This is a genomic window from Paraburkholderia acidipaludis NBRC 101816, from assembly GCF_000684975.1.
Lineage (GTDB): Bacteria > Pseudomonadota > Gammaproteobacteria > Burkholderiales > Burkholderiaceae > Paraburkholderia > Paraburkholderia acidipaludis.
In genome coordinates, this window is record NZ_BAXZ01000016.1 from 106,758 (window position 1) to 120,429 (window position 13,672).

15 protein-coding genes and 1 pseudogene are annotated in these 13,672 nt (G+C 66.1%); 10 read left to right on the forward strand and 6 right to left on the reverse strand.

The window, feature by feature from the left end; translation table 11 throughout:
- Positions 1-29: 29 nt before the first annotated feature.
- A pseudogene (locus tag BAC01S_RS33970) lies at positions 30-290 on the forward strand (N5,N10-methylene tetrahydromethanopterin reductase); the annotation flags it as partial.
- Positions 291-308: 18 nt separating this feature from the next.
- Here BAC01S_RS33970 and BAC01S_RS18355 read toward each other — a convergent pair.
- Positions 309-1,427, reverse strand: a complete 1,119-nt coding sequence (locus BAC01S_RS18355) for a hypothetical protein (protein ID WP_084168646.1) — start codon at positions 1,425-1,427, stop codon at positions 309-311.
- A gap of 335 nt (positions 1,428-1,762) precedes the next feature.
- Here BAC01S_RS18355 and BAC01S_RS18360 point away from each other — a divergent pair, with 335 nt between their 5' ends.
- The 8 genes from BAC01S_RS18360 (at position 1,763) to BAC01S_RS31745 (ending at position 8,816) form a co-directional block, all read left to right on the forward strand.
- Positions 1,763-2,911 carry a porin gene (locus BAC01S_RS18360; protein ID WP_043202692.1) on the forward strand — a complete coding sequence of 383 codons (1,149 nt, stop codon included), beginning with the start codon at positions 1,763-1,765 and terminating at the stop codon, positions 2,909-2,911.
- Between the two features lie 104 nt (positions 2,912-3,015).
- The gene (locus tag BAC01S_RS18365; RefSeq protein WP_027796089.1) at positions 3,016-4,473 is read left to right on the forward strand and encodes an NCS1 family nucleobase:cation symporter-1; all 1,458 of its coding nucleotides are present in this window, start codon (positions 3,016-3,018) and stop codon (positions 4,471-4,473) included.
- Between the two features lie 225 nt (positions 4,474-4,698).
- Positions 4,699-5,022 (forward strand): hypothetical protein, encoded by a 324-nt coding sequence (locus BAC01S_RS18370; protein ID WP_027796090.1) that lies wholly within the window; start codon positions 4,699-4,701, stop codon positions 5,020-5,022.
- Between the two features lie 67 nt (positions 5,023-5,089).
- On the forward strand, positions 5,090-6,562 hold the full coding sequence (locus BAC01S_RS18375) for an MFS transporter (RefSeq protein WP_027796091.1): 1,473 nt from the start codon (positions 5,090-5,092) through the stop codon (positions 6,560-6,562).
- 161 nt (positions 6,563-6,723) lie between these two features.
- A complete protein-coding gene (locus BAC01S_RS18380; RefSeq protein WP_027796092.1) occupies positions 6,724-7,290 on the forward strand; it encodes a type 1 glutamine amidotransferase domain-containing protein in 567 nt (188 codons plus the stop codon).
- Positions 7,271-7,555 carry a DUF1488 family protein gene (locus BAC01S_RS18385; protein WP_043202695.1) on the forward strand — a complete coding sequence of 95 codons (285 nt, stop codon included), beginning with the start codon at positions 7,271-7,273 and terminating at the stop codon, positions 7,553-7,555. Before BAC01S_RS18380 ends, BAC01S_RS18385 begins: the two co-directional genes overlap by 20 nt.
- A gap of 143 nt (positions 7,556-7,698) precedes the next feature.
- Complete coding sequence (locus BAC01S_RS18390; protein WP_027796094.1) at positions 7,699-8,298, forward strand: hypothetical protein; 600 nt, start codon at positions 7,699-7,701, stop codon at positions 8,296-8,298.
- A gap of 47 nt (positions 8,299-8,345) precedes the next feature.
- Entirely contained in the window at positions 8,346-8,816 is a 471-nt protein-coding gene (locus BAC01S_RS31745) for a DUF3005 domain-containing protein (protein ID WP_052408777.1), read from the forward strand.
- Between the two features lie 30 nt (positions 8,817-8,846).
- Here the strand turns inward: BAC01S_RS31745 and BAC01S_RS18400 are convergent, their stop codons facing one another.
- The 4 genes from BAC01S_RS18400 to BAC01S_RS18420 form a co-directional block, all read right to left on the reverse strand.
- Entirely contained in the window at positions 8,847-9,206 is a 360-nt protein-coding gene (locus tag BAC01S_RS18400; protein ID WP_156954453.1) for a glycoside hydrolase family 15 protein, read from the reverse strand.
- 199 nt (positions 9,207-9,405) lie between these two features.
- The gene (locus BAC01S_RS18410; protein WP_027796097.1) at positions 9,406-9,615 is read right to left on the reverse strand and encodes a trehalase-like domain-containing protein; all 210 of its coding nucleotides are present in this window, start codon (positions 9,613-9,615) and stop codon (positions 9,406-9,408) included.
- A gap of 13 nt (positions 9,616-9,628) precedes the next feature.
- Complete coding sequence (locus tag BAC01S_RS18415) at positions 9,629-10,699, reverse strand: hypothetical protein (protein WP_027796098.1); 1,071 nt, start codon at positions 10,697-10,699, stop codon at positions 9,629-9,631.
- A 75-nt stretch (positions 10,700-10,774) separates the two neighbouring features.
- A complete protein-coding gene (locus BAC01S_RS18420; protein ID WP_027796099.1) occupies positions 10,775-11,539 on the reverse strand; it encodes an SDR family NAD(P)-dependent oxidoreductase in 765 nt (254 codons plus the stop codon).
- 173 nt (positions 11,540-11,712) lie between these two features.
- Here BAC01S_RS18420 and BAC01S_RS18425 point away from each other — a divergent pair, with 173 nt between their 5' ends.
- On the forward strand, positions 11,713-12,144 hold the full coding sequence (locus BAC01S_RS18425; RefSeq protein WP_027796100.1) for a CBS domain-containing protein: 432 nt from the start codon (positions 11,713-11,715) through the stop codon (positions 12,142-12,144).
- Between the two features lie 153 nt (positions 12,145-12,297).
- Here the strand turns inward: BAC01S_RS18425 and BAC01S_RS18430 are convergent, their stop codons facing one another.
- A complete protein-coding gene (locus tag BAC01S_RS18430) occupies positions 12,298-13,623 on the reverse strand; it encodes a cation:proton antiporter domain-containing protein (RefSeq protein WP_027796101.1) in 1,326 nt (441 codons plus the stop codon).
- Between the last annotated feature and the right edge of the window lie 49 nt (positions 13,624-13,672).

The window sequence follows — 13,672 nt, forward strand, 5'->3', positions numbered from 1 at the left end:
GGACGAATCTCGCGCGCACGCTCGAACGCGAAGTCGCCGACGAATTGCAGGCCTGGGTCGACGAGGCCGGCGTCGACGGATTCAATCTGAGCCGCACGGTGGTGCCGGAAAGCTATGAAGACTTCGTCGAACTGATCGTGCCCGAGCTGCAAAATCGCGGGCTCTACAAGACGGCGTATGCGCCCGGCACGCTGCGGCACAAGCTGTTCGGCGCACAAGACACGCTGCCCGAGCGCCATGCCGGCGCGCGGTTCCGTGTGGGCGCGCCCGCCGAGGCGCCGGCGGCCTGAGACGAACGACCCCGCTCATCAGAGAGGACCAACCGAGTAATGGCCGACGCCATCGTAATAGATCGTGATCGTTCTCGCCCTGGCTCGTTCGTTGAACGAAACGCTGTACCCCGGCGCGAGAACGCAGATGCATACGCCGTAAAGCTGCGCGAGCGCCATGATCTCCGGCCCGCCGCCCCACGTGCCGGGCCGTGCCATCGCGCTGAGATACGCGTAGGTGGCCAGTCCGGTCGCATGGAAATCCGCGTCGTAACGCAGGAAGCCCACCGCCTGCGCGCGGAGCTCGTGCACGGGCGTATCGGGCATGGCGCCGGCCGAATGGAACTGCAGACGGTTTCGAATCGCATGGAACAGACAGTCTCCGTCTTGCGGAATGCCATGAATATCGCTGGCAAAACTCGTAGCGGGCTTCGACGCGGGCAGCGCATCTTCAACGCCCGGAATCATGCCGTGCCGCCGCATTTCCGCCAGTTCCTCCGCCCGGGTGGGGTAGCGCCCCGTGCGTGCCCCCCGTCGCGCCAGATTCACTTCCGCCCGCTGCACCTCATCGAAGCGAGCCCGTTTTGCACGCGCCTGATTGTCGTCCCAATAGAGAAACTCGTCCAACTCGTCGGCCATCCTCTGGAAGCTTCGATCCGCCTGCAGCCGGCCGGGCTCGCTGCCCCGAAAACCCGCCTGGTGCCCGTAATAAAGCTGATTGAGCTGCACGGCATTGCCGGGCCGGCCTTCTTCCACGGCGGTACGCAGCATCTTGCGGTAGCCTCCCGAACCTTCGCCCGTCCCGTGATAGTTGCCGTGGGTACCCGTGCCGATATGGTCCCGATGGTCGGGTTTGTACTCCTGGTAGGCGGGAGCGCGGTTTTCGATGTAACGCGCCAACTCCGAGCGGCCGCGCTTGAGCCCGCCCCCCAGGGCTTCATAGCCAATCGTGTGCTCGGATTCATGGGTCGAGCCCGAGGTGCCGAGCGCGCGCTGCTCCTGCTTCTTGAACCCATGTGTTCCGGGCCGGTGTACGACCACCCGCTGGCGAGGCGGCGCGCCCCAACCGGTCAACGGGTGGGAAAGCCCGCAGTTTGCGCAAACGCCAAGTGCTCCCTGCGTGTATCCGAACAGATGGCGGCAATTTGGGCACGGCATAGCGAACTCCCTCGAAAGAGTCGACCTCACGGATTCGCATGATCTTACGGGCTGGAGACAGAACCGGGGCGCCCGACGACCAGCGGCGCCGTAGCCGCCCTGCACAGTCGTCTTGCGCAGTTCTCCTGCGCAGTTCTCCTGAACACTCACCGCGAATTCTTCCGAAAATTGAAATTTTGACTTTCAGAAGCGAGGCCACCTTCCCCGCCAGGCCCGCCCCGCCTGCTTTGCATTGGCGCAGAAATGCTTTTTCAAACTGCTTCGTTCGGCAATTTGGGGCGTTTCCCTACACTCGGCTGCCTGCTCATCTTGCAGCCGAGATTTTGGGAACCTCAATGAAAAAACGACTATCCGTGCCCGCCTCCCTGCTTTTTGCCTGGGCCAGCGCCGCGCACGCACAAAGCTCCGTCACGCTCTACGGGCTGATCGACGCGGGGATCATGTACACGAACAACGTCGCGAGCGGAAGCGCCCACGGGCCGCTCTGGCAAGCGACGAGCGGCGAGATCAACGGCTCGCGCTTCGGCGTGCGCGGCCAGGAAGACCTGGGCGGCGGCGTCAATTCGTTTTTCGATCTCGAGAACGGCTTCAACGTCACGAACGGCAAGCTCGGGCAGGACAACCGGCTGTTCGGGCGCTCGGCCTTCGTCGGCATCGGCGATATCAGCACGGGGTCGATCTCGCTCGGCCGCCAGTACGACTCCATCGTCGACTATCTGAGACCGCTGACCGCGCAGGCCGATACCTTCGGCAGTACCGGCTTCGCTCATCCGTTCGACAACGACAACCTCGTCCACTCGTTCGCGTTCAACAACGCCGTCAAGTACGCCAGCCCGGATCTGTCCGGCTTGAGCTTCGGCGGCGCCTACGCGCTCTCGAACACGACGGAGTTCGCCGCGAACCGGGCCTACAGCGCGGGCGCGCGATACGTGAACGGTCCGCTGGCCGTTGCCGCCGGGTATCTGCAGATCAGCGGATCCAATTCCGCCAACACCGCGGGTGCCGTCGATACCGCGGAGTCGTCGTACGAAGCCAAGGCCGGCTTCCAGCTGGGTGCGCAGACGCAGCGCACTTTCGGCGGCGCCGCCAACTACGACCTGGGCGCTGCCCGCTTGGGCCTCGCTTACACGCAAAGCGCGTTCGAAGGCAGCGATTCGTTCGGCAGCGCAGGCGGCACGGTGCGTTTCAACAACTACGAAGCGAACGCCCTGTTCTTCGTGACCCAGCGGGTCTCCGTTGGCCTGACCTACACGTATACGGATGGCAGCGTCTCCGATACGACGACCTACGGCACCGATCCGCACTGGCAATCCGCGGACTTCCAGACCGTGTACACCCTGTCGAAGCACACGGACGTCTATTTCGAAAGCATGTTCCAGAAAGTTTCGGGGCACCACTATGTCGCGTTCATCGACGGTGCGGGCGGGCCGTCGTCCACGCAGACCCAGGTGGCCGCCACCATCGGCATGCGCACGCGTTTTTGAAAGCATAGAATGCCTGCAAACCAGCAGGCCTCAGTGGCGGAGCTTCTCCATCTGGGCATGTCCGGTCGTGTTCCTCCCTTCCCGCACGTGCAAAGGAGCAACAGATGGACCTCCGCGATCCCTTTCCCGGCCTCTACAACGAAGACCTCGCGCCGGCGCAGACGCGCAACTGGGGAGCCTTCAGCATCTTCAACGTCTGGACTTCGGACGTGCACAGCCTCTGGGGCTACTACCTCGCCGCCAGCCTGTTCCTGCTATGTGGGAGCTTCGTCAACTTCATCCTCGCGATCGGCATTGGCTCGCTCGTGATCTTCGCGCTGATGAACCTGATCGGCTATGCCGGCGAAAAGACCGGCGTGCCTTATCCGGTGCTGGCGCGGGCTTCCTTCGGGATCTGGGGCGCCAACCTGGCCGCGCTGGTGCGGGCCGTGGTGGCCTGCTTCTGGTACGGTGCGCAGACGGCGGCGGCTTCGGGCGCGGTGGTCGCGCTGCTGATCCGTAACGACAGCCTCCTCGCCTTCCACAAGGGCACGCAGCTGCTCGGCCACTCGGCGCTGGAGGTGATCTGCTACGTGGTGATCTGGGTGCTGCAACTGTTCATCATACAAAAAGGCATGGAGACGGTGCGCCGGTTCCAGGACTGGGCGGGCCCGGCCGTGTGGGTCGCCATGCTGATCCTCGCGGTCGGCCTGTGCGTGAAGGCAGGCGGCTTCTCGTTCGCGAGCGGCATTCCAACCGACATGCTGCTCGACAAGACCCGGGACGTCGGCGTGAACGGCAAGCCGGGCTCGTTCTGGGCGCTGATGGCGGTAGGCGCGACGTGGATCACCTATTTCGCGGCGCTGTACCTCAACTTCTGCGACTTCTCGCGCTACGCAAAGAATCGTGACGCCGTGAAGAAAGGCAATCTGTGGGGCCTGCCGGTCAACCTGATTGCGTTTTCGCTCGTGGCCGGCGTGACCACCATCGCCGCTTACCGGGTGTACGGCGAAGTGCTGCTGCACCCCGAACAGATCTCCGCCAGATTCGACAGCTGGGTCCTGGCGCTCGTCGCGGCGCTGACCTTCGCCGTCGCCACGCTCGGCATCAACGTGGTGGCCAATTTCGTCTCGGCGGCGTTCGACATCTCCAATACGTTCCCGAAGCGGATCAGCTTCCGCAAAGGCGGCTACGTGGCAGCGCTCATCGCGCTCGTGCTCTACCCGTTCGCTCCGTGGGAAGGCAATGCCGCGCACTTCGTCAACGCCATTGGCGCCACGATGGGGCCGCTGCTCGGCATCATCCTTGCGGACTACTATCTGGTGGCCCGGGGGAACGTCAACGTCGCGGCGCTCTACGAAGAGTACGGCGAGTACCGCTACGAAGGCGGCTGGAACGTCAATGCTCTCGTCGCCGTGGCGATCGGCAGTCTCTTTTCGACGTTTCTGCCCAATCTGACCAGCCTGCTGCCGGTCTGGTGGAACACCTACGGGTGGTTCTTCGGCGTCGCGATAGGCGGCGGCACGTACCTGATCATGACGGCCTTGCGGCCCCGCACTGCCATCGCGCCCACGCGTGTCTGAAGGCTTTCCGCCGGGAAAGCGCAAAAAACCACCCTCCCGCCCGGACGGCTACACGAAGCGACAGCTTGCGTGCGGCCGGCTTTCGCGTGCCCGCCATAGACGCCCATATTAGCAGCCAAACTTGCCAGATAAACTTCCAAGTGTTACTGTCAAGTTTCCTTTGCGCGCATCGAAGGCGTAAAACCGCGGTCGATGACCCGGAACACTCAACAAGGAATCCTGGTAATGGAATGGGCACACTACATCTCGTATTTTTTCGGCGGGGTCTTTCTCGCCAATGCCATACCTCATCTCGTGAGCGGAACGTTGGGGCGGCCGTTTCAGAGTCCGTTCGCCAATCCCCCGGGTGAGGGGCTCTCCTCGCCGACGGTCAATGTTCTCTGGGGGGCCTTCAATCTCGCCGCAGGCTACGTGCTGATCTGCCGGATCGGGGCTTTCGATCTTCACGACACTTCGCATGTGGCGACCGCCGGCCTGGGCGGCCTGCTGATTTCCCTCTACGCCGCGCGCCATTTCGGGCAGTTCTACACCGGGCGCACGTCGGCCTGATACGGCCTGGCGGCCCAGGCACGCATCCTGCGGAGCGCCTCGCGAGTGACATGAAGCGAGGCAAACCATGCGCGACACGACGCGGACCGCCGAAACGCCAGCCGTCGTCGAAACCGATCTGCCGGCCCGCCTGGATCGCCTGCCCTGGGGCCGCTTCCATGTGCTGATCGTGGCGGCGCTCGGCGTGACCTGGCTGCTCGACGGCCTTGAAGTCACGCTGGCCGGCGCAGTCGCGAGCGCATTGAGAGCGAGTCCGCTGCTGCATTTCAGCAATGCGCAGATTGGTCTCGCCGGCAGCGCCTATATTGCCGGCGCCGTGCCCGGCGCGCTCGGCTTCGGCTGGCTGACCGACCGGCTGGGCCGCCGCAAGCTGTTTTTCGTGACGCTCACCGTCTACCTGCTTGCCACGGCCGCCACTGCGCTTTCGTGGAATCTCGCGGCTTTTCTGGCGTTTCGCTTCCTCACCGGCGCCGGCATCGGCGGCGAGTACGCGGCGATCAATTCGACCATCCAGGAGTTCACTCCGGCCCGCGTGCGCGGCTGGACCGACCTCAGCATCAACGGCACGTTCTGGGTGGGCGCGGGCATTGGCGCCGCCGGTTCGCTCGTGCTGCTCGATCCGCGCCTCTTGCCGCCCGACTGGGGCTGGCGCGCATGTTTCTTCATCGGGGCCGCGCTGGCCCTGCTCATTCTGCCGATGCGCGCATGGATACCGGAAAGCCCGCGCTGGCTGCTGACGCACGGCGGCTTCGAGGAAGCCCGCGCGATTGTCGAACGCATCGAGGCCCGCTTTCGCGACGCCGGGCACGTGCTCGCCGATCCCGTCGCGAAGCGGCTGCGCCTGCGCGCGCAGAGCCGCACGGCGCTGCGCATCGTGCTGCACACGCTCGCCGTGCGGCACCGGCGCCGTGCGCTCGTGGGCCTTGCGCTGATGACGGCGCAGGCCTTCTTCTACAACGCGATCTTCTTCACGTACGCCCTGGTGCTCACCGAGTTCTATCGCGTGCCTGGCGATACGGTGGGGCTTTACCTGCTGCCGTTCGCGGCCGGCAACTTCCTCGGCCCGATCGTGCTGGGCCGGCTGTTCGACGTCGTCGGCCGGCGCTGGATGATCGCCACGACCTACGTGCTCTCGGGCGTGCTCCTGAGCGCCAGCGGCTATCTGTTCGAGCAGGGCCGGCTTACGGTCACGACCCAGACGATCGCGTGGATGGTCATCTTTTTCTTCGCTTCCGCCGCAGCCAGTTCCGCCTATCTGACCGTGAGCGAGTCCTTTCCACTCGAGATCCGCGCGCTCGCCATCGCGGTCTTCTACGCGTTCGGCACGGCGCTGGGCGGGATTATCGGACCTGACTTATTCGGACGACTAATCGATACCCATCTTCGTTCGGCGGTGTTTTCAGGCTACCTCGTGGGATCGGCGCTCATGGTGGGAGCGGGACTGGTCGCCGCGATCTGGGGCGTGGATGCGGAGCGCAAGTCGCTGGAGCATGTGGCGGCACCGTTGAGCGCGGTCGAGGAAGACCCGCCGGCAAGCTGAAGGCCCACTCGCATGCGGGCATCGCGCTTGCGCGCACCAGTACGACGCGAAGCCCGTTGACGCACGGCGAGCATCGAGCAGGTATCAAGCAGGTATCCAGCAGATATCGAGCGCGCGGCGCGGGCGACGCCCTTCCCTTACGAGCCAATGGAGTCAGACAGATGAGCAAGGAACTTGCAGGATGCAAGGTGGCCGTTTTGGCCATGGACGGTTTCGAGCAGGCCGAACTGGTCGAGCCGAAACAGGCATTGGCGGAAGCCGGTGCCGAGGTGCACGTGATCTCGGTGAAGCCCGGGAAGATCCAGGGGTTCAAGCGCGTCGACAAGGGCAGTAAGGTCAATGTGGACACGACGTTCGACGACGCGACCCCAGACGACTATGACGCCGTGGTGCTGCCGGGCGGCGTGGTGAACAGCGACGCGATCCGCCAGATTCCCGAGGCGCAGCATTTCGTGCGCGCCATCGACGAGGCAGGCAAGCCGGTTGCCGTCATTTGCCACGGAGGCTGGCTGCCGATCTCGGCCGGCATCGTGGCGGGCCATACGATGACGAGCTGGCCAACCCTGCAGGACGACATTCGCAACGCGGGCGGCACCTGGGTGGACGAGCAGGTGGTGGAAGACGGCAACTTCATCACGAGCCGCAAGCCGGACGACATTCCTGCATTCAACCGCGCGTTGATTGCGCGCCTCACGAACGGGACTCACCATGCACGTGGCGTTTTCTGATCGCGACCCCGTCTACGACGGTGAGGACTACGAGGTTCGTTTCCTTGTGTGGGTCGACCATGCCGAGGTGGAGTGCGCCATTACGGCCGAGGCGCTGGAAGACCACTTCGGCGCATCGTCCGCGCTCGAAGGCCCGCTGCTCGAAGCCTTCGCACAAGCGCGCGGCCGCATCGAAGCGGTCTGCGCGCAGGCGCTCGAACGCAACGGCGGGCAGCCCGTCATCCTGCACAGCGGCGTGGTGCGCATGCTGCTGGCGGCGGACTGAAGCCACGGTGCGGTTGCCTCGCCGATGATCGGCGCCGGGAAGCGGCCGGAACGGCACTTGCGCGACGGCAGGCAGAACGGCGCAGCGTTGGCGTCGGTCCCCAATCGCCGATTGCGGACGGAGAAAACCCACCGGAGGAAACCATGTCCCAGATCATCGCAGCACGGTTCACGACATTTGCCGCGGCCGACTCGGCAAAGCGGCGGCTGTTGACCCAGGGTTTCGTCGATGAAGACGTCGCCGAGTTCTACGTCAATCCCAGCGGCCAGCATGCGCGCTTTCCGATAGGCGGCGACGAATACGCCGACAGGCAAGCGCGGCCCGCGGGTATCGGGGCAACGGGCGGCGGCGCTATCGGCGCCGTGGTGGGGATACTCGTGGCGGGAATCCTGACGCTCCTGTTCTTTCATTCGCTGCTGATCCTGATCGTGGCGACGGCCGTGGGCGCTTATGTCGGCTCGCTGGCGGGCGCCATGCTGATGACGCGCGGCGGCGGCAAGGAAAACGAGCCTGCCGTCACGGCAGGCCCGCACGAGCGGGAGTCCGGCGTGCTGGTTGCCGTTCATGTCAATCCCGCCGAGCAACCGCGCGTGGTGAGCATCCTGCGCGAAGCCAACGGTCAGGACATCGAAGAAGCGTCCGGGCTCTGGCAGCATGGCCAATGGTCGGACTTCGACCCGACACGGACGGTACAACCCGCCGACGACAGCGGCACCGCCCACGGCGAGACGCCCGTGGAATGAGCGCGACGGCGGGTGGCCAGGGGGTGGCGAGAGAGCTGGAACGCGCGATGCGCACCGAGGTCATCCACCTCACGGAGGCCAACATGCAGCATCCCGATCGCAAGCCCAACACCCCGCCGGAGGCCGATGCCGACCAGCCGGCGGAGTTCGCGTCGTCGGATCCTCTCTCTATCGCCAGCCGCAGAATCCTCACGGTCGAAGTGGCAGGGACAGCGGCCAGCAACAGTTCCGTCGATGCCGACGGCAAGACGCTCGAAGCGCGTCGCGATATCACAGAACGGCACGACAACATCGTCACCTCCAATGCGACGATGGAAAATCACGTCGCCGTGGCGGCCGACGGGCTGGGCGGCTTCGACAGCCGCACCGTGCGCGCCGTGCCGCATATCGCGGCGTTACCGGGCTATCGCGTGGTCGTGCGGGGCTATGTGGTCGTGGAGAGCCGCCACGGCGAACGCACGGACGTGCTCATCAGTCTCGAACGCGATGCTCCGGGCAACCCGCACGGCGACGAATAATGCCACGCGGCAGGACTGGCGCCCGCGCGCTCAGGTCCGCGCGCGGGCGGCCGACTTGCGGCGATGCCCGCGTGTGGTCCCCGTCAGCAGCAATGCCGTCTTGACCACAGCCATGTGTGTCAGGGCCAGCGGAAAGTTGCCCATCAGCCGCCCGTTCGCCACGTCGCACTCCTCAGCAAAGAGCCCGACGTCGTTCGCCGTCGCGAGCACGCGTTCGAACTGGCTGCGCGCCTCGCAGCGGTCGCCGCGCAGATACAGGCAGTCCGCCAGCCAGCACAAGCAGGCAAGGAAGGCGCCTTCGTCGCGAAACCCGTCCATGTCTCCGCAAACGCGCCGTATCAGGCCGCCATCGGCATGTTCCCGGCGGATGGCATCGATCGTGCCGGACATGCGCGGATCGCCACCGGCGGCTGCGCACGCGTGATGCGGACCTCGCCCGCCACGCTGCCCGGCTGCATTCGCATCTGCATCTCGACGGTCCCGCCTCGACATTCGACGACGCGCACGAGGCACGGCGCCGGTGTGCCGGTCGCGAGAAAGTCGATCACGCAAACGCTGCCGCCCGCGCAGTGGAAGTCGGTTTCGACAATCAGCGTGTCGGCCTGGTAGCGCCGCGCCCGACCGCGTGAACGGGACGCAAGGACCAGTGCCCGTCCGCGGGTTCGCCCAGCAAGGCGGCAAACAGCGGCGGACTGTCGAACCGGGGCCAGCACAACCAGTCGATCGATCCATCGCGCCCCAGCAGGGCCGCGCAGCGGCCGTCGGCCAGCAGTGCGTAGTCCTCAATGTGCCGCGTCATGGTGGCCGGATTCCTAATTGGCCGGAATGGTCAGCACCGGCGCCTTCGCGCTCGTATCGGATTCCGCCAGCGCCATCAGGTTCTGCAGCACCGTGAACGCGTATTTCGAGTCGAAATCGTCGCGATCGACCCAATAGGCCGTACCGTCGTAATCGACGGCGACATACGGATCCGTGTCCGGCCTCCTGCCGGCATGGACGATGATGGTCGGCCGCGTTTCGCCGCCGATGAGGCCGACGGTCGCCTTCGTCGACCCGTTGCTGACCTGCGCGTCGGGCACCTCCACCTGCGCCCCGAGGTCCGTCAGGATGCCGAGCACGGAGCGCGTCACCATCGGAATGCGCGCCCCGCCTGCGGAGGACGGCCCGTAGACGATCTCGTAGGTGCGCGTGGCCGCGGAGAGGTGCAGCAGCTCGCGCACGCGCGTCAGGTCGGCGGCCACTTCGGGCGTGCGGGCGCTCTCCTCGGCGCCGATCGCGAGCCACACGCTCGTCTTGCCTTTGTCGCTGCGAGACTCCAGGTTCAGCTCGCCCGCCAGTTGCAGGCGCCTGAACACGCGCAGCAGCTCGAAGAAGCCGGGAGCGCCGGCGCTGTTCTCGCCGCCCAGCGCGCTGCCGTTCTGCAAGCCGCCGATGGATTGCGCCGTCATGCGCAGCAGCAGATCGATCGGGATGCCGCCTTCGGCAAGCGGCAACACGAGTTCCGGCGCGAGCGGCCGGATATAGGCGGAAGCATAGGCTTCGCCGGTCGTTGGCGTGAACGTGAACGTGGGGTGATTGCCATACGAGACGCTGCCTGTTGCAAGGGCGTAATTCGGTTCGGCACCCGAACCAAGATTACCCGTTGCGCCCGCGGTCGAATCGAACTGATAGGCGGCGATGACCGAGCTGACCGTGAGGAAAGCCGGGGCGTCCCCATAGCGCAGCCCTACGATCGTGGCGAGAATCTGCCGCTTTTTGGCGTCGCCGAGTGCGCGTGCGTAGTCCACCTGGTCGGCGCGCAGGTGGTCCGGGCCAATGTGCGCGCAGCCCGCGCCAAGGCAGGCGGCGCCAAGAAGAGCCAGAACGGTGGCTTTTGAAATCATCTTGTGGGGGGCGCGGGGCGGCCCATGGTTCGGTCCGCGCCCGCTCAGCAATTCCCGTACCTTCGACGCATGCGCTCAGGCAAAGCGCGGCTGTCCGTTCGAAGCGCTCAGCCCGCCGTCCACGGGAATGTTCGCGCCCGTGATGAAGCGCGCCTCATCGCTCGCGAGAAAGGCGATCAAGGCCGCAACCTCTTCCGGCTCGGCATGGCGCCCAAGCGGAATGCGCTCGCGAAAGCGCTCCATCAGAACTTCGTCGTCGAGCAGATCTTCGGTGAGATCGGAGCGCGTGAGCGAGGGGCATACCGCGTTCACGCGCACGCCCGCCGGCGCGAAATCGAGCGCCGCCGCCCGCGTGAGATTCGTCACCGCCCCCTTGGCCGCGTTGTAAAAACTCATGCCCCAGTCGCCGCCCAGGCCCGATACCGAAGACACATTGACGATACAGCCCTTCGTCGCCTTGATAAACGGCGCCGCCGCGCGCATGCAGTAGAGCACGCCGCTCACGTTCGTGGCCATGACGCGGTCCCAGTCTTCGAGCGGCGCTTCGTCGATCGCGCCCATCGAGGCAATGCCCGCGTTGTTGACGAGCACGTCGATGCGGCCGAAACGCGTGATGGCCGCGTCGATCAGCGCCAGCACCTCGCCCGCGTCGCTCACGTCCGCGGGATGAACGAGCACGCGGCTTTCCGGCAGGTCGGCGGCCACGTGGCGCAGCTTCGCGGGCGTGCGGCCCGCGAGCACCACGGCGGCGTCCGCCGTGGCGAAGCGGCGTGCGGTGGCGGCGCCGATGCCCGAACCGGCGCCGGTCACGATCACAACTTTGTCGCTGAAACGTTCCATCGAGCCCTCCTGGTGGCGGCGTGGCCTTGCCAGCCCGCGCGAACGCGCGGGTAAGCCACGCAACTACCGTGCCTGTCACTAACGCCGCGTAAGGCAAAATGCGCGAGATGCGGAACGGCTGATGCTTCTAGCTTTCCGCGCTTCTGCGCTTCCACGAGAGAGAGGAGAAACCCATGACCCAGGTGTACGAAATCATGTCGCGCAACGTCGTGCGCGTGTCACCCGAATCCACGATCCGGCACGCCGCGCAACTCATGCGCCGGCACGACATTGGCGCGCTGCCGGTCTGCGACGGCGATCAGGTGGTTGGCATGGTCACCGACCGCGATCTCGCCGTGCGTGCCCTGACCGCCGGCTACGAGCCGATGGAGCCGGTGGCGCGCGTGGCGAGTTCCGGCGTGCAGTGCTGCTACGAGGACGACGACCTCGAAGTCGTGCAGCGCCGCATGGGCGAGGCGCAGGTGCGCCGCGTGCCGGTCGTCAACCGCGCGCGCGAGCTGGTGGGTACGCTTTCGCTCGCCGATATCGCCACGCGCTGCGACGGCAAACAGCGCCAGAGCGTGGCCAATACGCTGGAGGACATCTCGCAGCGGCGCATGAGCTGACCACGCGTGCGGCCCGGCGGCAGGCTCCGTGAAAGCCCGGACACACGCACTACCCCGCACGCGTTACGTCGAACGATTGCCCTCGGCAGACGGGCGTTGCAGCGAACCGTTGCAGTCGTTACACGTCAGCGTTGCAACGGTGCTTCGCCGCACTCAGCGGCCCGCCGCGGCCGACGCTTGCTCCCTGCCGCGGAAATAGCGGCCCAGCACGTAATTCGCCGTGGCCCCATGCAGCACGACGGAAATCACGATGGCATCGAGCGCGACGGGCAGCACCGGGCGCAACAGATCGCCCGCGCGATCGATGCCCCACACGGCGTAATAGAACGCGCCAACGCCGCGTATGCCCATCCACGCCATCAGGCGCCGCTGCTGGCCGTCGGCATTCGAGCCGGCCATCGCGAGCGCCACCGCGATGGGCCGCGCCACGAAGATCAGCGCGAGCGCGTAGAGCACGGGCCGCCATTGCAGCATCTCGCGCCAATGCGCGGAGACCGTGCAGCCGATCAGCAGCATCAGCGAAAACTCGGCGATGTGCTCGATTTCCAGCGTGAAGCCCGTCATGTTCTCGGCAAGCCATGCGTGCGCGCGCCCGGGGTCTTTCGCGACCTCGCTGCGCTTGCCGTGCTGCACGGTGTCGAGCGCTTCGGCCGGCCGCCGCGCGCCGGTCGCGCGCAGCTCCTCGCGCCGCAGCGCCACGCCGGCCGCAAACACGGCAACGAACGCATACGCATGCAGCAGCAACGCCACGCCATAGGTCACCGACATGAGCCCGATGGCGATGAGCCCGTCGAGACCCACGGCCTCGCCATAGCGGGTGCGCAAATAGAGGATGAACTTCGTGCACAGCGTAGCCAGCCATGCGCCGATCGCCAGTGCCCCTGCCATGCCCCAGACGAGCGACACGGCGGCTTCGCCCGCATGCCGCATCCCCGTGATGGGCAGGCCGCACAACGCGAGGCCCGCGAGCGCGAACGGCAATGCCGCGCCGTCGTTCAGGCCGCCTTCGCCCGAAAGCGCGAAACGCAGCGGCTCGTCGTCGCCCGCTTCGCGCACGCGCAGTTCGTTGGCGAGCACGGGATCGGTAGGCGCGAGGGTGGCGGCGAGGAAGAGCGCCACGCCGGGCGGCTCGCCCATGGCCCAGGCCATCGCGGCCAGCAGCGCCGCGCTCAACGCCATCGCCACGATGCCGAGCCGCAGCGGCAGATGCCAGAGCCGATCACGCAGCCGCAAGCGCAAGTGCATGCCGACCGAGAACAGCGATATCACGAGGCCCGCTTCCGCGATGATGGCAAGCACGCGCGCGTTGCCCGCGAGATCCGCATGCACGAGCCCGAAGCCCGACGGTCCCACGAGCACGCCCACCGCGAGGTAGATCATGGCCCCCGTGAGCGGCAGGCGCGCGATCGGTCCGCGCGCAAGCGCCATGAACATCAGCAGCACGCCGACCAGCAAAAACCACAGGGTCTCTTCCGGCATGATGCGCAGTCCTCAACGCATCGCGCAACAGGGCTGCGTGCGGCGGGTA